Source organism: Pseudomonas sp. S31, from assembly GCF_016648105.1.
Lineage (GTDB): Bacteria > Pseudomonadota > Gammaproteobacteria > Pseudomonadales > Pseudomonadaceae > Aquipseudomonas.
Map to the genome: position 1 here is coordinate 63,725 of NZ_JACVVE010000021.1, position 17,792 is coordinate 81,516.

18 protein-coding genes are annotated in these 17,792 nt (G+C 64.9%); 4 read left to right on the forward strand and 14 right to left on the reverse strand.

The window, feature by feature from the left end; all coding sequences use genetic code 11:
• Window positions 1–132: 132 nt before the first annotated feature.
• The 7 genes from IAE37_RS16485 to yghU form a co-directional block, all read right to left on the reverse strand.
• A complete protein-coding gene (locus tag IAE37_RS16485) occupies window positions 133–975 on the reverse strand; it encodes a TIGR03915 family putative DNA repair protein (RefSeq protein WP_201175256.1) in 843 nt (280 codons plus the stop codon).
• Entirely contained in the window at window positions 966–2,186 is a 1,221-nt protein-coding gene (locus IAE37_RS16490; RefSeq protein WP_201175258.1) for a putative DNA modification/repair radical SAM protein, read from the reverse strand. Before IAE37_RS16490 ends, IAE37_RS16485 begins: the two co-directional genes overlap by 10 nt.
• A 124-nt stretch (window positions 2,187–2,310) precedes the next feature.
• Entirely contained in the window at window positions 2,311–3,555 is a 1,245-nt protein-coding gene (locus IAE37_RS16495) for a saccharopine dehydrogenase family protein (protein ID WP_201175259.1), read from the reverse strand.
• A gap of 33 nt (window positions 3,556–3,588) precedes the next feature.
• Window positions 3,589–4,686: a carboxynorspermidine decarboxylase gene (locus tag IAE37_RS16500; protein ID WP_201175260.1), complete on the reverse strand. Its 1,098-nt coding sequence runs from the start codon at window positions 4,684–4,686 to the stop codon at window positions 3,589–3,591.
• 329 nt (window positions 4,687–5,015) lie between these two features.
• Window positions 5,016–5,933, reverse strand: coding sequence for a pyridoxal-phosphate dependent enzyme (locus IAE37_RS16505; protein ID WP_201175261.1), 918 nt, complete (start codon window positions 5,931–5,933; stop codon window positions 5,016–5,018).
• 113 nt (window positions 5,934–6,046) lie between these two features.
• Complete coding sequence (locus IAE37_RS16510) at window positions 6,047–7,750, reverse strand: amidase (RefSeq protein ID WP_201175262.1); 1,704 nt, start codon at window positions 7,748–7,750, stop codon at window positions 6,047–6,049.
• 147 nt (window positions 7,751–7,897) lie between these two features.
• On the reverse strand, window positions 7,898–8,737 hold the full coding sequence (yghU, locus tag IAE37_RS16515) for a glutathione-dependent disulfide-bond oxidoreductase (RefSeq protein WP_201175263.1): 840 nt from the start codon (window positions 8,735–8,737) through the stop codon (window positions 7,898–7,900).
• A gap of 244 nt (window positions 8,738–8,981) precedes the next feature.
• Between yghU and IAE37_RS16520 the strand changes: the two genes are divergently transcribed.
• The 3 genes from IAE37_RS16520 (at window position 8,982) to IAE37_RS16530 (ending at window position 10,666) form a co-directional block, all read left to right on the forward strand.
• Window positions 8,982–9,869 carry an EamA family transporter gene (locus IAE37_RS16520; RefSeq protein WP_201175264.1) on the forward strand — a complete coding sequence of 296 codons (888 nt, stop codon included), beginning with the start codon at window positions 8,982–8,984 and terminating at the stop codon, window positions 9,867–9,869.
• A 162-nt stretch (window positions 9,870–10,031) separates the two neighbouring features.
• Window positions 10,032–10,220 (forward strand): hypothetical protein, encoded by a 189-nt coding sequence (locus IAE37_RS16525; RefSeq protein ID WP_201175266.1) that lies wholly within the window; start codon window positions 10,032–10,034, stop codon window positions 10,218–10,220.
• Between the two features lie 140 nt (window positions 10,221–10,360).
• A complete protein-coding gene (locus tag IAE37_RS16530; protein WP_201175268.1) occupies window positions 10,361–10,666 on the forward strand; it encodes a hypothetical protein in 306 nt (101 codons plus the stop codon).
• 46 nt (window positions 10,667–10,712) lie between these two features.
• On the opposite strand, the gene IAE37_RS16535 is transcribed toward IAE37_RS16530, so the two are convergent.
• Window positions 10,713–11,045, reverse strand: coding sequence for a hypothetical protein (locus tag IAE37_RS16535; protein ID WP_201175270.1), 333 nt, complete (start codon window positions 11,043–11,045; stop codon window positions 10,713–10,715).
• Window positions 11,046–11,343: 298 nt separating this feature from the next.
• Window positions 11,344–12,480, reverse strand: a complete 1,137-nt coding sequence (gene ampC / locus IAE37_RS16540) for a class C beta-lactamase (RefSeq protein WP_201175272.1) — start codon at window positions 12,478–12,480, stop codon at window positions 11,344–11,346.
• A 116-nt stretch (window positions 12,481–12,596) separates the two neighbouring features.
• Between ampC and IAE37_RS16545 the strand changes: the two genes are divergently transcribed.
• Window positions 12,597–13,589 carry a bile acid:sodium symporter family protein gene (locus tag IAE37_RS16545; RefSeq protein ID WP_201175274.1) on the forward strand — a complete coding sequence of 331 codons (993 nt, stop codon included), beginning with the start codon at window positions 12,597–12,599 and terminating at the stop codon, window positions 13,587–13,589.
• 27 nt (window positions 13,590–13,616) lie between these two features.
• On the opposite strand, the gene IAE37_RS16550 is transcribed toward IAE37_RS16545, so the two are convergent.
• The 5 genes from IAE37_RS16550 to IAE37_RS16570 all read right to left on the reverse strand — a co-directional run bounded on the left by IAE37_RS16550 (window position 13,617) and on the right by IAE37_RS16570 (window position 17,714).
• Window positions 13,617–14,210 (reverse strand): eCIS core domain-containing protein, encoded by a 594-nt coding sequence (locus IAE37_RS16550; protein WP_201175275.1) that lies wholly within the window; start codon window positions 14,208–14,210, stop codon window positions 13,617–13,619.
• Between the two features lie 14 nt (window positions 14,211–14,224).
• Window positions 14,225–14,770: a cupin domain-containing protein gene (locus IAE37_RS16555; protein ID WP_133324202.1), complete on the reverse strand. Its 546-nt coding sequence runs from the start codon at window positions 14,768–14,770 to the stop codon at window positions 14,225–14,227.
• A gap of 79 nt (window positions 14,771–14,849) precedes the next feature.
• The gene (locus IAE37_RS16560; RefSeq protein ID WP_201175277.1) at window positions 14,850–16,052 is read right to left on the reverse strand and encodes an MFS transporter; all 1,203 of its coding nucleotides are present in this window, start codon (window positions 16,050–16,052) and stop codon (window positions 14,850–14,852) included.
• Between the two features lie 85 nt (window positions 16,053–16,137).
• Window positions 16,138–16,671, reverse strand: coding sequence for a cytochrome b (locus IAE37_RS16565; protein WP_201175279.1), 534 nt, complete (start codon window positions 16,669–16,671; stop codon window positions 16,138–16,140).
• The gene (locus IAE37_RS16570; RefSeq protein ID WP_201175281.1) at window positions 16,668–17,714 is read right to left on the reverse strand and encodes a catalase family peroxidase; all 1,047 of its coding nucleotides are present in this window, start codon (window positions 17,712–17,714) and stop codon (window positions 16,668–16,670) included. The genes IAE37_RS16565 and IAE37_RS16570 overlap by 4 nt, the downstream gene beginning before the upstream one ends.
• Between the last annotated feature and the right edge of the window lie 78 nt (window positions 17,715–17,792).

Here is a 17,792-nt window from a genome sequence, read left to right on the forward strand (position 1 = left end):
GCGTACCGAGGCCTGGTCATGCCAGTCCTGAATAAACGCCACCCGCCAGCCGAGATCACGGTAGATAAAGCACGTACTAGTTATGGGGGTACAAGGTAGCTGGCAATTGTTTGGAGCGCCAATTTCGTGCCCTTAATGTTCGGCGCGGCCCACTCGCTTGCCTTGCTGGCTGGCCACCTCGATGGCCTGCCCATCGCGCTGCTTGCCCTGGCGAGCCAGCCCTTCCAGCTGCGGGATCAACATGCCCTCCGGCAGGTGGCGCCAGAAGCGCCCGGGCAGGTGTTGGCGCAGCGCGTCAGGGTTGAGGCGGGCGGGGTTGAAGGTGTGCCGGTAATAGGTGCGCCACAGTTCGGCCCCCGGGTCATCTGCGTTGCGTGCCCAGTCGTGCCAGGTCTGCGGGCAACGTCTTTGGTAGTCGAACGCCTGGCCATCGAAGCGGATGCCATCGTCGGGCGTCGCGATCAGCCAGCGCTGCCGACCAAGGCGATCGGCGAAGTGCGCGCTGGCGCTTTCGAGAATATCGTGGGCAGGCTCGTGGAAGGCCACGAGGTCGAGTTGCAGCTGCTCAGCCAGGGCAGTGGGCAGTGGCACGAAACGCACGAATGCGTGCAGGTGGTGGGCCTCGCGGCTGACCTGCTTGATCCGCCGCTGCAGTTCACTGCCGAGGCGATCGCCGGCGAGCATGGCGGTGCGGTCGCCATGGGCCACGCGCCAGAGCACCTCGTAGAGCAGGCTCCAGCGCTGCTCGCCACGGTAGCGCGCCGCCTGTTCCAACTGCGCCAGCAGCGTTGCCGGTACCCGCGCCTGGAATGGCCCTGGGCCTTCGGGCAATGGTGTTGGGACGGCCAACAGGTCATCGATCGGCCCCTGAGTCCAGGTCACATCGGCAGGATCGATACCGTGCCCGAGCAGACGCCGCGCCTGGTCGCGCCAGCGGCCGAAGAGATTGTCGCAATCGAGCGCGATCATCCCCACAAGCCCATTTGCACCGGTGCCTGAGGTTCGCGCAGACGAGCCCGCAGCAGCCCACTGCGCAGCTCGGCCTGAGCCGGGCGGTAGTCGCTGGTGACGATGAAGGGCCGGGCTTTTTCCAGCACACAGCGCAGCTGGATGAGGTCGTCGTAGCGGATCCGCCGCTCGCGGCGCAGCGCCACCAGGCGCTGCACGCTGCGCAGGCCGATGCCCGGGATCCGCGCCAATAGCGCCGGCTCCGCGCGATTCACGTCCAGCGGGAATACCTCGCGATTGGCCAGGGCCCAAGCCAGCTTGGGGTCGATGTCCAGGGCAAGATTGGCGTTGTCGCTGAACAGTTCGCCGGCCTTGTAGCCGTATCCACGCAGCAGGAAATCGGCCTGGTACAGGCGGTGCTCGCGCAGCAGCGGCGGGGCGGCCAATGGCACGCTGCCGGGGCTGTCGGGGATCGGGCTGAAGGCCGAATAGTAGACGCGTTTGAGACCGTAGCCTTGGTACAGCGACTCGGCGTTGCGCAGCAGCGTGCTGTCGTCGGTGGCGTCGGCGCCGACGATCACCTGGGTGCTTTGCCCGGCCGGGGTGAAGCGCGGGGCGCGTGGCTCGTTGGCCACGGCCTGCTGGCCCTGGTGGATGACGCCCATCGCCTGGCGAATGGTATGGGCGTGTTTCTCCGGTGCCAGGCGCTTGAGGCTGGCGTCGGTGGGCAACTCGATGTTGACGCTCAAGCGGTCTGCCAGGCGCCCGGCTTCCTCGATCAGCAACGGGTCCGCATCTGGGATGGTCTTGAGGTGGATATAGCCGCGGAAGTCATGTTCTTCACGCAGCAGGCGGGCGACGCGGATCAGTTGCTCCATGGTGTAGTCGGCCGAGCGGATGATGCCCGAGCTCAGGAACAGCCCGCTGATGCAATTGCGCCGATAGAAGTCCAGGGTCAGGCGCACCACTTCCTCGGGGCTGAAACGCGCCCGCGGTACGTTGCTGGAGCGGCGGTTGACGCAGTACTGGCAGTCGTACAGGCAGAAGTTGGTCAGCAGCACCTTGAGCAGCGAGACGCAGCGGCCATCCGGGGTGTAGCTGTGGCAGATGCCCATGCCATCGGTGGCGCCCAGGCCGTTGCCACCACGCGAGCTGCGCTTGGGCGCGCCGCTGCTGGCACAGGAGGCGTCATATTTGGCGGCGTCGGCAAGGATGCCGAGCTTGGCGATGAGCTGCATTGAGCGATCTCGAATATACTGAATATTCATACAGTATTTTGAGATTGTACGCTTGGCAAGCGCCTGTTGTCGCCTTAGCCGATAAAACAGAAGGGGCGCCAGATGGCGCCCCTTGGTGTGCAGCTTAGGCTTCAGCGTCCCACGGACGATCGCCTTTTTCATCCTTGACGCGGGTGGGCAGGCCCATCACGTCCAGCGCTTTGAGGAACGGCTCGGCAGGCAGCTCCTCGACGTTGACCATGCGCTTGGCATCCCATTCGCCACGGGCGACCAGCAGAGCCGCTGCCACTGGTGGAACACCGGCGGTGTAGGAAATGCCCTGGCTGTCGGTCTCGGCGTAGGCCTCTTCGTGGTCAGCCACGTTGTAGATGAACACCTCGCGCGGCTGGCCGTCCTTGGTGCCCTTGACCAGGTCGCCGATGCAGGTCTTGCCGGTGTAGCCCGGGGCCAGCGAGGCAGGGTCGGGCAGCACGGCCTTGACCACTTTCAGCGGTACCACTTCCAGGCCTTCGGCAGTCTTGACCGGTTGCTCGGAGAGCAGGCCGAGGTTCTTCAGCACGGTGAACACATTGATGTAGTGCTCGCCGAAGCTCATCCAGAAACGCACGTTCGGCACATTGAGGTTCTTCGAGATCGAATGAACTTCGTCATGGCCGGTCAGGTACAGGTTCTGCGAACCTACCACCGGCAGGTCGTCGGTACGCTTGACTTCGAACATGCTGTTGCTGGTCCACTGGCTGTTCTGCCAGCTCCAGACTTGCCCGGTGAATTCGCGGAAGTTGATCTCCGGGTCGAAGTTGGTGGCAAAGTACTTGCCGTGCGAACCGGCATTGACGTCGAGAATGTCGATCGAATCAATGCTGTCGAAGTATTGCTGCTGCGCAAGTTTTGCGTAGCTGTTCACCACACCCGGGTCGAAACCGACGCCGAGAATGGCGGTAATGTTCTTTTGTTGGCACTCTTCGAGGTGTTTCCACTCGTAGTTGCCGTACCACGGCGGGGTCTCGCAGATCTTGCCCGGCTCTTCGTGGATGGCGGTGTCCAGGTAGGCGACACCGGTATCGATGCAGGCGCGCAGCACCGACATGTTGAGGAAGGCGGAACCGACGTTGATCACGATCTGCGATTCGGTCTCGCGGATCAGTGCCTTGGTCGCCTCGACATCGAGGGCGTTGAGCGAGAAGGCCTGGATGTCGGCGGGTACCTTGAGGCTACCCTTGGCCTTGACGCTGTCGATGATGGCCTGGCATTTGGAGATGTTCCGTGACGCGATAGCGATACGACCCAGTTCGTCGTTATGCTGCGCGCACTTGTGGGCCACCACCTTGGCGACACCTCCTGCACCAATGATAAGAACGTTCTTCTTCAATTTACCTTTTGCTCCTTACTTGGAAAGCCGGTCTTACGACAGGCTGGAAACGTAGTCTTCGAAGCCGAAATCGCGGACCACTTCGACGCTGCCGTCGAGCTGCTTGACCACGATCGATGGCATCTTCAGACCGTTGAACCAATTTTTCTTGACCATGGTGTAACCGGCTGTGTCGATGAACGACAGGCGGTCACCGATCGCCAGCGGGCGCTCGAACTGGTATTCGCCGAAGATGTCGCCCGCCAGGCACGACTTGCCGCAGACCATGTAGGTGTGCTCGCCGTCGTTGGGGGCCATCTTGGCGTTGAGGCGGTAGATCAGCAGGTCGAGCAGGTGCGCTTCGATCGAGCTGTCGACCACGGCCAGGTGCTTGCCGTTGTACAGGGTGTCGAGCACGGTCACTTCCAGCGAGGCACTGTTGGTGATGGCGGCTTCGCCGGGCTCCAGGTAGACCTGCACGCCGTACTTCTCGGAGAAGGCCTTCAGGCGCGCGCAGAAGGCGTCCAGAGCGTAGCCTTCGCCGGTGAAGTGGATGCCGCCACCGAGGCTGACCCACTCGACTTTGTGCAGCAGGTGGCCGAAGCGCTCTTCGATGTGCGACAGCATCTTGTCGAACAGGCCGAAATCACCGTTCTCGCAGTTGTTGTGGAACATGAAGCCGGAGATCTGATCGATCACCTGCTCGATCTTTGCCGGGTCCCATTCGCCGAGGCGGCTGAACGGGCGGGCCGGGTCGGCCAGCAGGTAGTCGGAGCTGCTTACCTGTGGGTTGACGCGCAAGCCGCGGACCTTGCCTTCGGACTGTTCGGCGAAGCGCTGCAGCTGGCCGATCGAGTTGAAGATGATCTTGTCGCAGTTCTCGAGCATTTCCTCGATCTCGTCATCGGCCCAGGCCACGCTGTAGGCGTGGGTCTCGCCGGCGAACTTCTGGCGGCCGAGCTTGAGCTCGAACAGCGAGGACGAGGTGGTGCCATCCATGTACTGCTGCATCAGGTCGAACACCGACCAGGTGGCGAAGCACTTGAGGGCGAGCAGCGCCTTGGCACCGGAGTGTTCGCGCACGTAGGCGATCTTCTCCATGTTGCCCAGCAGTTTGGTTTTGTCGATGAGGTAGTACGGCGTCTTGATCATTTAAAGGCCCCCGGCCAGGCCGGCCAAAAAAAAGACACGCATTGTGCCTTCCCTTGCCGCATATCGAAAGGGCGGAACAGGTATTTCGTCAGCGATGCTGGCGATTTGCCGGAATTTTTCCGCGCATGGCAGGTTCAGTAGAACAGGACTATGTGACCATCCTGATGAACCAATAGGACAAACAAGGGGAATCCGATGAGTAACCGCTACAAGGCAGGCGATTCAGCTGTTGCCTGTTCCGGCCTGTTCGCGGCTAAAGCCGGTCCTACAGGGGCACCGTTTTTCCTGTAGGAGCGGCTTTAGCCGCGAACAGGCCGGGACAGCGGGTCTCATTCGACCTGCTTCAACCACTCCTGAATCTGCCCCAGCGTGGCAGTCGCCCCACCACAAACCACCACCAGCACCTTCTCGAAGTCCGCCAGCGCATCCCCTGCATACGCCAGCGCCAATGCCGCCCCACACGCCGGTTCCACCAGCACCCGATGATCCATCAGGAACCGTTCGCAGGCCTCCAGAGCCGCCCGGTCGCTGACCAGGTGGCTCTGCACCGGGTGCAATTGGGTGCAGGCCAGCGCCTGTTCGGCTACCCGCTTGGCCCCCAGCGAACTGGCCACCGAGGCGATGCGTTCGAGCTCGACGGTGTGCCCTGCCTGCATCGCCGCCCGCAACGATGCGGCGCCGGTGGTTTCCACCGCGAGCACCGGCACATCGCCCCAGTCATTGCGCTGCAACCCTTCCACCACGCCACTGAGCAGCCCGCCGCCGCCCACCGACAGCACTACTGCGTCGGGCTTGAACCCGGCCGCCGCCATTTCGTCGACCAGGCTGGCATGCCCGGCCCACAGCAGCGGGTCGTCGAAGGGGTGGATGAATGCATCACCCGCACCGACCAGGGTCAATGCCAGTTCGTTGGCTTCCTGCCAGGAACTGCCATGCACCACCACCTTGGCGTCTTCCAGGCGCAGCAGCTCCTTGGCCCGTTCGGTGGTGGTCTCGGGCACCACCACGGTCACCGGCACGCCCAGCTTGCGACCGGCATAGGCGACCGCGAGGCCGGCATTGCCACCGGACGACGACACGAAGTGGCGTGCGCCACGGGCGTGGTGAACCTCGCAGGCATGGCCGACGCCGCGCAGCTTGAACGAGCCGCAAGGTTGCAGGGCGTCGAGCTTGAGCCAGACGGAGCGCTGGGCGGCCAGCGAAAGCGGGCGCGATTCGATCAGGGGAGTAGCGATATGCAGGGTCATGTGAGCCTTGTGATGCAGGTTGCAGAAGGCTTGTTAATACCAGCAGCCCCATCGCCAGTTCAAGCCGGCGCCTGCAGATGCAGCATGTCGGGCGCCGGCGATAGGGGCCGCAATCAGCCCAGTGCTGGCGTACGCGGCGGAATCACCCGCCGCGACCCGGTCGATTCGAACGCCGCGGCAAAGCTCAGCAGTGCATTGTCGCTGTAGGCGCGCCCGGCGAAGGTCAGCCCCACCGGCATGCCGATATCCGCCATCACGCCCATTGGCACGGTGACGGTCGGCACGCCCAGGTGGCGAATGGCGAGGTTGCCGTTGGCGACCCAGATGCCGTTGCTCCAGGCGATGTCTGCCGAGGCCGGGTTGACGTCGGCATCGGCCGGGCCTACATCGGCCACGGTCGGGAACAGCACCGCGTCCAGGCCCAGGTTGTCCATCCAGTCTTCCAGGTCGAGCTTGCGCGTGGCTTCCAGGCCGCGCAGGCCGTCGGGCAGGGTCTCGATCTGGTCCCAGGTCTTCAGGCCGCGCTTGGCCATGTTGACGTACTCGTCCATGCCGGCCGCCAGATCGTCCTCACGGTTGGGCAGGGTGCCGGGGTCGTGCGGGAAGATCTGCGGCCCGTCTACGTCGGCCAGGCGGTTGAGCTTGGGGTCGCCGTTGGCCCGCAGGAAGTCGTCGAAGCCCCAGCCCGACAGCTCCCACAGTTCGTCATGGAGAAATGCCTTGCTGACGATGCCGCGGTTGTACACGGTCGGGGCACCTGGGCGGTCGCCCTCGCAGTTGGACACCAGCGGGAAGTCCACTTCGACGACCTCCGCACCGGCGGCTTCGAGGGCCTTGCGCGCGTCCTGCCACAGGTCGATGACACTGGCGCGGGTGTTGATGCGCTGGCCGGTCGGGCCACCGATGCCGGGTTTTTCCGACGTGCCAGCTTCAGGGTCGGCATTGATGTACATGCGCGGTACGCCGAAGCGCTTGCCTGCCAGGCTGCTGGCGCTCATCGCCAGGTCCAGGTAGGAGGCCGGGCGCACCGAGGAGGCGGCGGGGATCGGCACCCAAGGCTGTAGGCGCCACAGGTCGCCGCGCTTGTCGGCATCGTCGGCGACCACCACGTCGAGGACCTCGAGCAAGTCGGCCATGGTCCGCGCATACGGCACCACCACGTCCATGGTCGGGGTCAGCGGCCAGTTGCCGCGGACCGAAATGACCCCGCGCGAGGGGGTGTAGGCGCACAGGCCGTTGTTCGACGCCGGGCCACGTCCGCTGGACCAGGTTTCTTCGGCCAGGCCGAAGGCGCTGAAACTGGCGGCGGTGGCGGTACCGGCACCGTTGGACGAGCCCGAGGCGAAGGGGGCGGTCAGGTAGCTGGCGTTGTACGGGCTCTCGGCGCGGCCATAGACGCCGCGTTGCATACCGCCATTGGCCATCGGCGGCATGTTGGTCTTGCCCAGGCACACCGCCCCGGCGGCGCGCAGGCGCTCGATGGTGAAGGCGTCACGCTGGCCGACCAGGTCCTTGAAGGCCGGGCTGCCGGAGGCGGCGGTCAGGCCTTTGACCAGGTAGCTGTCCTTGGCGGTGTAGGGGATGCCATCGAGCGGGCTGAGCAGTGCGCCCTTGGCGCGGCGGGCGTCGGACGCCTCGGCTTCGGCGATGGCCTCGGGGTTGCGTACCACCACCGCGTTCAGTGCGGTAGCGGTGCCGGCTGGGTCGTAGGCGTCGATGCGTGCCAGGTACGCCTTGACCAGCTCGACCGCCGTCGTGCGGCCCGACTCGAGCGCGTCGCGCAGCTCGGCAATGGAAACCTCGGTTACCTCGATCATGCTTTCACCAAAAAGTTTGTGCAGGTGGGGGCTAATGCGAGGAGTGTACAAGAAGGGATTGGGGGAAGCAGGTTTGCGCGGGGGAAATGGATTTTTGCACGGCAGCAGTGTCGTCGGCGATGGGGCCGCCGGGCGGCCCCGCCAACCTCAGAGCAGGTCCGCTGCCGAGTGTCGCTCCGGCACCTGGCTCGCCTCATCGCCCCAGGTGCGGTTCACTCGGGTGCCGCGTTGCACCGCCGGGCGTTGGGCGATTTCCTCGGCCCAGCGCTGGACGTGGGTGTACTCCTGAACGGCGAGGAACTCTGCGGCGTCGTACAGGTTGCCGCGCACCAGCTGGCCGTACCACGGCCACACGGCGATGTCGGCGATGCTGTACTCCTCGCCGCCCAGGTAGCGGCTCTCGGCCAGGCGCCGGTCGAGCACGTCCAGTTGGCGCTTGGCTTCCATGGTGAAGCGGTTGATGGCGTATTCGATTTTCTCTGGCGCGTAGACATAGAAGTGGCCAAAGCCGCCACCCAGGTAAGGCGCCGCGCCCATTTGCCAGAACAGCCAGTTGAGCGCCTCGGTACGCGCGGCTGGGGCCTTGGGCAGCAGGGCGCCGAACTTTTCCGCGAGGTACAGCAGGATCGAACCTGACTCGAACACACGTACCGGCGGCTCGATGCTGCGATCGAGCAGGGCAGGGATCTTCGAGTTCGGGTTGACCTGGACGAAGCCGCTGCCGAACTGGTCGCCGTCGCCGATGCGGATCAGCCAGGCATCGTATTCGGCGGCGGTGTGGCCTAGGGCAAGCAGCTCTTCCAGGGCGATGGTGACCTTGACCCCATTCGGGGTAGCCAGGGAATACAGTTGCAAAGGCTGCTTGCCCACGGGCAGGTCCTTGTCGTGGGTCGCGCCGGCCACCGGGCGGTTGATGCTGGCGAACTGGCCGCCGGAAGCTGCGTCGTTGCTCCAGACCTTGGGCGGGACGTAGGGGGACTTGCTCATGCACGGTTCTCCTTCAGTGGCGCAATACAGGCACGTAAAGACGTGGACCCGCATCTATGCCATGGGTTCGACGCCAAGGGCAAATGCAAAGCATGCAATGCTCGGATGGTCAGCAAGTGGCTCGCGTTGGCCATCACAGCCGACTGTTGCGCAAGGCTGGTCGCCAACTGTGCTGGTCCCGCGTTCGGGAATACCCTTATGCTGTAACGAAATATGTCTAAAAGCCTGGAATAAGGATGCAGCAATGCCGCTCAAGGACCTGTTGATCGCGCTGGTGGTGATCATCGCGTGGGGAGTCAATTTCGTGGTCATCAAGGTTGGCCTCGATGGTCTGCCGCCGATGCTGCTGGGCGCGCTGCGGTTCCTGTTGGTGGCTTTCCCGGCGATCCTGCTGGTGAAGCGGCCGAACCTGCCGTGGCGCTGGTTGATCGCCTATGGCGCGACCATCTCGCTGGGCCAGTTCGCCTTTCTCTTCCAGGCCATGTACAGCGGCATGCCACCGGGGCTCGCGTCGCTGGTGCTGCAATCGCAGGCGTTCTTCACCCTGGGCTTCGCCGCGCTGTTTCTTGGCGAACGCCTGCGCCTGGCCAGCGTGCTGGGGCTGCTGGTGGCGGCCAGTGGCCTGGCGTTGATCGGCAGCGAGGACAGTAGCCATGTGCCGTTGGTGGCACTGTTGCTGACCTTGTGTGGCGGGGCCATGTGGGGCATGGGCAACATCATCACCCGGCGCTTTGGCTCGGTGAACCTGGTGGCCCTGGTGATCTGGGGTGGGCTGATCCCGCCGTTGCCGTTTCTGGCACTGTCCTGGTGGCTGGAAGGCCCCGAGCGCATTGGCCAGGCTCTGGCCAATATCAGCTGGAGTTCGGTACTGGCGCTGATCTACCTGGCGTTCGTCGCCACCATGCTCGGCTACAGCCTGTGGAGCAAGTTGCTGTCGCGGCACCCGGCCGGCAAGGTAGCGCCGTTCTCGCTACTGGTGCCGGTGATCGGCCTGAGTTCTTCGGCTTGGTTGCTGGGCGAGCGGCTGACGCCAATGCAGGGCTGGGGCGCGTTACTGGTGATGGCCGGGCTGCTGGTGAACGTGTTCGGGCCCAAGCTGGGCCAGCGCCTGCGGGCCGCAAGCGCGCAATAGGCAGCGATCAAGACTTAGGCAGGAGCCATGTAGCCACTGGTCGGCTGCAGTTTTTTTGCCCGGGTAGTCTGCAAATGACCGGCTAGTCTCACTTCATCGGCCCCGTTCTTTCAGGCAACCGCGCTGGTTGCCGGCAGGGCCGCCGCTGGAGGGAGACAGGGCATGAGCGAGTCCTTTTACGAAGACAGCAACGACGCATTCCCGATCAACAACCAGGTACGTTGCGGCCAGGCTGCCTATCGGCTGGGCTTCGCCCACATGACCTTGGACGAATCGGAGCAAATGCAGCCTGCGCACCTGCAGCGGGCGAAGAAGGGCCGCTTCACTCCCCGCATACCGCAGAAACGTTGAAATCCATCACACCCCGCCGATTGGCGGGGTTTTTGTTTGCATTGCTTGACCCTGCTCATGGCAACGTCGTTTTGCCCTCGCCCAAGCCAGGCGCTTGTGGAATCCTTGCGCGGCAATTGGGCCAAGGAGGATTGTGATCCATGCGAGTCAGGGAAGAGACCTATTGGCAGTGGGCCGATGCCCAGCTGCATAGCCGCAGCCACGATGAAGCACTCAGCGACGGCACTACCTTCGATGTGCAGGTGCGCCTTTCGCGGCAGGGGGCCACGCAGTTGTTCCTCGGGTTGTACGCCCAGGATGGCAAGGCATTGGTCGAGGAGTACTACCGCTCTCGCCCGGGCGAGAGCATGACCCGCGCGCTGGTGTGGGGCGTCGAGCGCGCCCGTGCCCTGGCCACTGGCGCCATTGCCCTGCCAGAGCGGGCCGCGCCACGTTTGCGGGCATGAAAAAGCCCGGCCGTTGCCGGCCGGGCTGAAGCGAGGGTGAGGCCGCTCAGTTGAGCGGGTCGATCACCTTGACTGCCTGCCGCTCGCGGGCGGCGGGCCATTCTTGTTGCAGGGTCTGCAGGACGCGGCCTACGAACTCGGTGTCGGCGGCGGCCTTCTTGCCGACGTAGCCCTGGCCACGGCGGTAGACCTTGAAGCGTGCACGCATGCTGGGCAGGTGCTCTTCGAATTCGTCTTCGATGGTGTTGGGCGGAAGGCGGTCGAGGCGCACTTCGCCGGTTTGGCTGACCCACAGCAGGTGGTCGTCGAGGCTGTCCTTGCGTACGGCGAACAGCTGGGCCAATTGGTCGATCGTGGGATTGTTGTTCAAGTTCATCATATAAGCCCCTATTACCCATTCGTTGTTGATTTTTCACAGTTGGCGCTATCACGGTGTAGCGCACTACCTAGGCTGCTACAGCAGCATCGCAACAGGGGCTTTCTCACGCTGCCTTTTGGACAGTTTCCCTCTCCACGGACGGCCTGCGTTACCGCGCAGGCCGTCTGGAACACCCTTGCCACCGCTCCCGATCGGGGAGACGGCCTCATCATGCCCAAGGCAGATCCGCGTCGTCAACAGTTTTGTAGTGAATATTTTTTGGCACTACATCGTGTCGGACAATCCTATCGTAACCGGCTTATCGACCCGCCTCGGAGAGGATCTGGTAGGCGGCGCGCACGCGTGCTTCGTTAGGATAATTACGGTTTGCCAGCAGGATGATCGCCTTGTCTTCGCTGGGGACGAACGCTACGTAGGCACCGAAACCGTTGGTGGAGCCGGTCTTGTTGTACCAGGCCGCAAGCAGTCGCGGCAGCGGTGGATCGAGGCGCTGAGTGGCCTGTGGTTCGCGGATCAGTCGTGGGCTGTTGCCATCGACCAGCGTTTCGAGCGCAACGGGGTAGGGGTAGCGTTCCCAGCCCAGGCCCTGGGTCATTGCACCGACCTCGAAATAGCCTTGCTGGGTGATGGCCATGGCCTGGCGCAATGCCGGCGCAAGCTCGGCGGGCTGCATGTGCAGGCGTGTGTAGCGCAGCAGGTCGCGGGCGCTGGTCTTGATCCCATAGGCGGCGTCGGCGAATGGGCCAGCGCTGACACGCACCGGGCGGTTCTGCGCATCGTAGCCCTGGGCGTACAGACCCAGCGCGTCGGCTGGAACCTGCAGGTAGGTGTGCTTGAGCCCGAGTCGTGGCAGCAGGTCTTCGGCCATGAGGGTGGCGAATGGCTGCTTGCGGGCGCGGGCCGCGAGATCGCCGAACAACCCCAGGCTGGGGTTGGAATAGCAGCGCTGGGTGCCCGCTTCGGCGCGAGGCTGCCATTGGCGGAAGAAGGCCAGGGCCTGATCGTCGTTGCGCACCTCATCAGGGAACTGCAAGGGGAGGCAGTCGGCGCTGTAGGCCCCGAAATCCAGCACGCTGACCTTGCCCAGGGGGGTGCCTGCGAGTAAGGGCTGGTAGCGCTCGGCGGGTGCATGCAAATCGAGCTGGCCTTCACTGCTGGCCAGCGCCGCGAGGGTAGCGGTGTAGGTCTTGCTCAGCGAGCCGACCTCGAACAGCGTGTCGGCGCTTACCGGCGTGCGTTCCCGTTTGTTGGCCACGCCGTAGCTGAAATAGTGGGACTGGCCGTTGACGTACACCGCCACGGCCATGCCAGCGATGCCTTCGGCCTTCATCAGTGGCTCGACGACCTTGTCGACCTGGCTCTGCAGTGGGTCGGCAGCCTGTACCCACGGGCTTGCCAGGGCCAGCAGGGTGAGGGTGATGCGGGTGAGTGGCATGATCGATCCTTGCGAAGGGTGTCCGTTGGGCGATACCCATGGGGCCTCTAGCGTTAGCAGGAAGCAGCGCTGGACGGTATCGTCGCGCTTTGGACAATAACAAGTTGGAAACTGTTATGAAGTATGTGCGCATGTTGTTCGACAACTTCACCCTGGCCTTGCTCAGCGTGGTAGCGATCGCCACCCTGTTGCCGTGCTCGGGCAATGGCGCGGTGTATTTTGGCTGGCTGACCAACTTGGCCATCGGCCTGCTGTTCTTCCTGCACGGCGCCAAGTTGTCGCGCGAGGCCATCATCGCCGGTGCCGGACACTGGCGCCTGCACCTGCTGGTGTTCTCCTGCACCTTCGTGCTGTTCCCGCTGTTGGGCATGGCGTTCAAGCCGCTGTTCGTGCCGTTGGTCGGTAACGAGCTTTACCTCGGCATTCTCTACCTGTGCGCCTTGCCGGCCACCGTGCAGTCGGCCATCGCCTTCACTTCGCTGGCGCGCGGCAACGTCCCTGCGGCCATCTGCAGCGCCGCCGCTTCCAGCCTGCTGGGGATCTTCCTCACGCCACTGCTGGTGATGATGCTGCTCGGCGCCAGTGGCGATACCGGCTCGGGTCTCGATGCCGTGCTGAAAATCACGATGCAACTGCTCGTGCCGTTCGTGGCCGGGCAGATCGCACGGCGCTGGATCGGCGCCTGGGTCAAGCAGAATGCCCGCTGGCTGAAGCTGGTCGACCAGGGCTCGATCCTGCTGGTGGTCTATACCGCGTTCAGCGAGGCGGTGGTCACTGGGCTGTGGCACACGGTATCGCCCCAGCACCTGGCAGGGCTGTTCGCGGCCTGTGGCATCCTGCTGGCGGTGGTGTTGTTCGGCACCCGCTTGCTGGGCAAGGTGCTCGGCTTCAACCTGGAAGACCGTATCACCATTCTCTTTGCCGGTTCCAAGAAGAGCCTGGCGACCGGTGTGCCGATGGCCCAGGTGCTGTTCGTCGGCAGTGGTATCGGCGCGATGATCCTGCCGCTCATGCTGTTCCACCAGATCCAGTTGATGGTCTGCGCGGTACTGGCACAACGTTATGCCAGCCGCGAAGAGGCGGGCGAGCGGGCGACTGCCGCGTCCTGAGGTGGGCGGGTAAGGGGTAGGTCGCGCCTAGCGCGCCTGCCCCGAACTGCGCTCGCGCAAGGCCTTCCTCACCTCGGCCTCGATCGCATAGGCCGGCCCCTCCAGCGCTTGGTAGTCGCGGGTATAGCGCCGGGCGAACGCCTCGACGCCCATTTCCTGATACTGCTGCACATGCTTGAGTTCATGGGCCCACAGCGCCACGTTATCCTCGGCATCGCCGGCATGACGGAAGACGATCGTGTCGATCAGCGTCACCGCATTCACATCCGGGTTCTGCAGCATGGCATTGGCGGCACTGAGCTGTTGTTCGTTCCCCACCCGGTAGCGCGCCGCGTCGAGCACGGCGAAGTCGTACCACGGCTCGAGCTGGGCACGGATATGCAGGGGGATCGGTTCGCTGCCCAGGGCATTGGCCTGATCGCGTGCCTGGCGCAGGGCGTAGGCCAGGCTGGTCGAGGCCATGACCTCGACATCCTTGAGCACCTGCCCGGCCTGCCCCGGGTCGATCGGGGCGCAGAAACACCCGAGCAGGCACACCGGGTATTGCCCCTCGGGGCAGGCTTGTTCGGCTGGCGCCGGTAGCGCCAGCAGCAAGCCGGCCAGCAGGAGCAGGTGTTTCATGGGGCCGGCTGCGGTCAGAAATTGGCCGGCGTGTTGGCGCTGATGATCTCGGCTTCGTCGGGGCCGATGTTCTTGAAACTGTGCGGCAGGGTGGTGGGGATGTAGTAGCCGTCGCCCGAGTTCAGTACGCTGACTTGGCCATCGACCCACAGCTCCACCGTGCCACGGGTCACCAGGCCGCATTCCTCGCCTTCGGCGTGGACGATCGGTTCGCCCGAGTCGGCACCCGGTGCGTACAGCTCACGCAGCATGCGCATCTGCCGGGCCTCGACACTGGCACCGACCAGCAGCATGCGCAGGCCATTGCGGCCGAGGTCCGGCTGTTCGCCAGCGCGGAACACGAAACGCTCCTCGCGCACCGGCTCGTCGAAGCTGAAGAACTCCGCCAGGGTCATGGGGATGCCCTCGAGGAGTTTTTTCAGCGAGCTCACCGATGGACTGACTCGGTTCTGCTCGATCTGCGAAATGGTCGAGTTGGTCAGCCCGCTGCGGCGGGCGAGTTCCCGCTGGGAGAGGTTGTTGCGCTCACGCACCAGTTTGAGTCGTGTCCCCGTGTCCATAGCCGCCTTGTTGTAAGAGGTGTCAAAAATAATGGGCGACGCATTAAAACACACTCTGCACGCTCGCGCGCTGTGCTTCTCAGGGACGTTTGTCGTGTGGCATCGGCCATAGCCCGACCAGCAGCAACAGCGCGGCCACGGCCAGGAATGGCAAGCGCGGGTCGAGGGCGTAGACCAGGGTTCCGGTCAGCGGCCCGATGACTGCGCCCATGCCCTGGGCCGCGCCGATCGAGCCGGCCGTGGCGCCTTGCTCGCTGGCGTGCATGGCATTGGCGGCCAGCGCGGAAAACGCCGGGAACACGAACCCCATGCCGGCCGCGGCGACGAAGTAGCAGCCCCACAACCACGGCGCCGAGGTGGCCAGCGCACCACTGGCGAAGCCCAGTGCCGAGACGCTGGCGCCGACCCGAATCATCTTCAGCGGCGGCCATTCCAGCCGGCGCAGCAGAACCTGCGCCAGGATCAGTGCCACGCCCACGGTGGTCAGGGCGATACCGGCGGTCTGCGCGGCTTCCTCCGGGCCCAGGTGCAGACGGTCGAGGGCGAAGAAACCGACCACGATCTGCGACACCGTCACTGCCAGCATGGCGCTGAAAGCCACCAGCAGCGGCCGACGCAGACGGGGGTCGCCCAGGCGCACCGGGTTTGGCGCGTGGCTGTGCGGCAAGGGTTGCGGTTTCAGGGTGAACAGCAGGCAAATGAAGGCGCCTGCCGGCAACAGCGACATCACATGGAACGGCAGACTCAGGCTGTGGCGTGCCAGCAGCGCGGCGAGCGCCGGCCCCACCACCAGGCCGACCGCATTGGCCGCGCCCAGCGAGGCCATCGCCCGAGCGCGTCGCTGCGGTTCGACGTGGTCGGCGATCAATGCGTTGCACGCGACCGGGATCGCGGCATAGAACGCGCCGATGCAGCCTCGGGCGAGCATCAGGCCGATGAATGCCAGGGTCGCCCCCGGCAGCCAGCGCAAGGCGCCTTCGATGAACAGGCACAGTAGCCAATAGGCAAGGGTGAAGCCGGCGCTGCCCAGCAACAGGACACGCCGCCGCCCCAGGCGGTCGGCCGCCCGGCCCCAAGGACGGGCCAGCAGCACCCAGACCACGCCGGCCACGGTCACTGCCGCGCCGGCTTGCCAGGTAGCCATGCCAAGCAGCCGGGCGATCGGGCCGATGAGCGCGACGAAGGCCATCATCGACATGGTGCAGGCCATGTTCGCCAACAGCAGCGGGCGCAAGTCCAGGCGGGTGGCGGACAGGTTGGCAGGGTCCTGGGCAACGTTCATCGGGCGTTCCATGGCAGCTTCGAAAGACTTCCCAGCTTAATGAGAACCCTTATCGTCTGTCGAGCCTCGCCATTCGCTACGCCGCCTATCGACCACGCCGCAGCGGCCCCGGCCACATGCTGCGCAGCACGCCATCCCGGCGCACCCAGGCGTGCATCAGGGCGGCGCCCAGGTGGACCAGGATGGTGGCGAACAACAGGTAACCGGCCCAGCCGTGTGCACCTCTCAGGATGGCATACAGGTGCAGGTCGTGCGGGGCGATGGCGGGCAGTTGCAGCGGACGCGGATAACCGCCTGCCGACAACATCGCCCAGCCCAGCAGCGGCATGGCCAGCATCAGGCCATACAGCAGCAGGTGCGAGGCGCCGGCGGCAAACCGCTGCAATGCGGGCAGTTCCGCGGGCAGCGGTGGATGCGGCAGGGCCAGGCGCAGGCCGATGCGCGCCACGACCAGCACCAGCAGCGCCAGGCCTATGGCCTTGTGCAGGGGGAGCAGCCAGGTGTGGCGGGGCGACAGGTCGCCGACCATGCTCACGCCGATGAACAGCATGGCCAGGATCAACAGCGCCATCAGCCAGTGCAGCAGCCGCGCGGCGGGGTGGAAGGCTTGGGGTTTCATGGGCGGGCTCCGGTTTTCAGCGACTCGCGGCTGCGGCGGTTGAACGATTCCGAGTAGGCAGCCGAGCGTGCCGCGAGGATCGGGTCGGCGGACGGTTGGATGCCACTGGGCAGGATCAGCGGGTCGAAGTTCAGGTCGCGGCAGGCACCTTGTTCGGGCCCATCGACCCGCTCCAGCACCAGGGTGCCGGCATCGACGCTGCGGCGCTCGCTCGGCCAGGGGCGGGCCGGATCGTCGATGGCATCAGCGGGCTCGCCGAGAATCAGGCGCAGGGTCCAGCGCAGCGGGCCTTGGGCCAGGCGCTGCTGCAGGTCGTGCTGGAGGAACTGCTTGTCGTCGACCTGGCCTGGCAGTGGCGTGAAGCCTGCCTGTGGTTCGAGTTGCCAGCGCACCGGGTGGGCGGCGCCTTGTGCGTCGATCAGGCGGAAGGCGTTGATGCTGTGGTATTGGGTGCTGGCGAAGCTGTCACTGGGCTTGTAGCTGGCGGCCCATTGGCGAAACGCCGCGCTTTCCGGGTGTGCGGCGAAAAAAGCCTGCAGCTTGGCCGGGTCCGGTTTGCGCGTGGCCGGGTCGGGCGCGCTGGCCAGCACCTGGTCGTAGAAGCCTTGCGGGGTACTCACCGCCAGCACGGGTGGGTTGTTCATGCCGGTACGCCAGACCTGGCCGTCGTCGCTGCTCAGTTCCAGCGCCAGGCTGCGCACCGGCACGCTGGTGTCCGGCGCGAAAGGGTTGGCGCCGCCGATGGCGAAGCGGCCGATCACCGGCACCCGTGCCTGGCTGAACACCCGTGCGGTAGACAGTGCGGCGGCCTGCCCGCTGGCCTGGAAGTAGCCGCTGACGCACAGGCCCTTGGCGTGGTTCTTGCGGTAGCCAGGGTGATGGCCGGCTTGGGCCTCGAATGTGTCGATGATGCGTTTCGGCGTCAGCGTGGGGCCGCCGAGCCAACCGGCGGCATAGGCGAAGGCGCCGCCCAGCGCCACCAGGGTCGCGCCGATCGCGCCTAGGCGCAGGGCCTTGGGCTGGCCGTGCAGGGGAGCTTTCATGGCAAGTGTCCATTGCAGTGAAGGTGCCGGTACGACGCGGCAGGGGAAAACTTATTCCAACATCGGGAATAGATTTCC

Bases quoted from the DNA above. Each gene is read 5' to 3' on its own strand.
- IAE37_RS16490 (WP_201175258.1), bottom strand. From the start codon at position 2,186: ATGCAGCTCATCGCCAAGCTCGGCATCCTTGCCGACGCCGCCAAATAT.
- IAE37_RS16500 (WP_201175260.1), bottom strand. From the start codon at position 4,686: ATGATCAAGACGCCGTACTACCTCATCGACAAAACCAAACTGCTGGGC.
- IAE37_RS16505 (WP_201175261.1), bottom strand. From the start codon at position 5,933: ATGACCCTGCATATCGCTACTCCCCTGATCGAATCGCGCCCGCTTTCG.
- IAE37_RS16510 (WP_201175262.1), bottom strand. From the start codon at position 7,750: ATGATCGAGGTAACCGAGGTTTCCATTGCCGAGCTGCGCGACGCGCTC.
- yghU (WP_201175263.1), bottom strand. From the start codon at position 8,737: ATGAGCAAGTCCCCCTACGTCCCGCCCAAGGTCTGGAGCAACGACGCA.
- IAE37_RS16520 (WP_201175264.1), top strand. From the start codon at position 8,982: ATGCCGCTCAAGGACCTGTTGATCGCGCTGGTGGTGATCATCGCGTGG.
- IAE37_RS16525 (WP_201175266.1), top strand. From the start codon at position 10,032: ATGAGCGAGTCCTTTTACGAAGACAGCAACGACGCATTCCCGATCAAC.
- IAE37_RS16530 (WP_201175268.1), top strand. From the start codon at position 10,361: ATGCGAGTCAGGGAAGAGACCTATTGGCAGTGGGCCGATGCCCAGCTG.
- IAE37_RS16535 (WP_201175270.1), bottom strand. From the start codon at position 11,045: ATGATGAACTTGAACAACAATCCCACGATCGACCAATTGGCCCAGCTG.
- ampC (WP_201175272.1), bottom strand. From the start codon at position 12,480: ATGCCACTCACCCGCATCACCCTCACCCTGCTGGCCCTGGCAAGCCCG.
- IAE37_RS16545 (WP_201175274.1), top strand. From the start codon at position 12,597: ATGAAGTATGTGCGCATGTTGTTCGACAACTTCACCCTGGCCTTGCTC.
- IAE37_RS16550 (WP_201175275.1), bottom strand. From the start codon at position 14,210: ATGAAACACCTGCTCCTGCTGGCCGGCTTGCTGCTGGCGCTACCGGCG.
- IAE37_RS16555 (WP_133324202.1), bottom strand. From the start codon at position 14,770: ATGGACACGGGGACACGACTCAAACTGGTGCGTGAGCGCAACAACCTC.
- IAE37_RS16560 (WP_201175277.1), bottom strand. From the start codon at position 16,052: ATGAACGTTGCCCAGGACCCTGCCAACCTGTCCGCCACCCGCCTGGAC.
- IAE37_RS16565 (WP_201175279.1), bottom strand. From the start codon at position 16,671: ATGAAACCCCAAGCCTTCCACCCCGCCGCGCGGCTGCTGCACTGGCTG.
- IAE37_RS16570 (WP_201175281.1), bottom strand. From the start codon at position 17,714: ATGAAAGCTCCCCTGCACGGCCAGCCCAAGGCCCTGCGCCTAGGCGCG.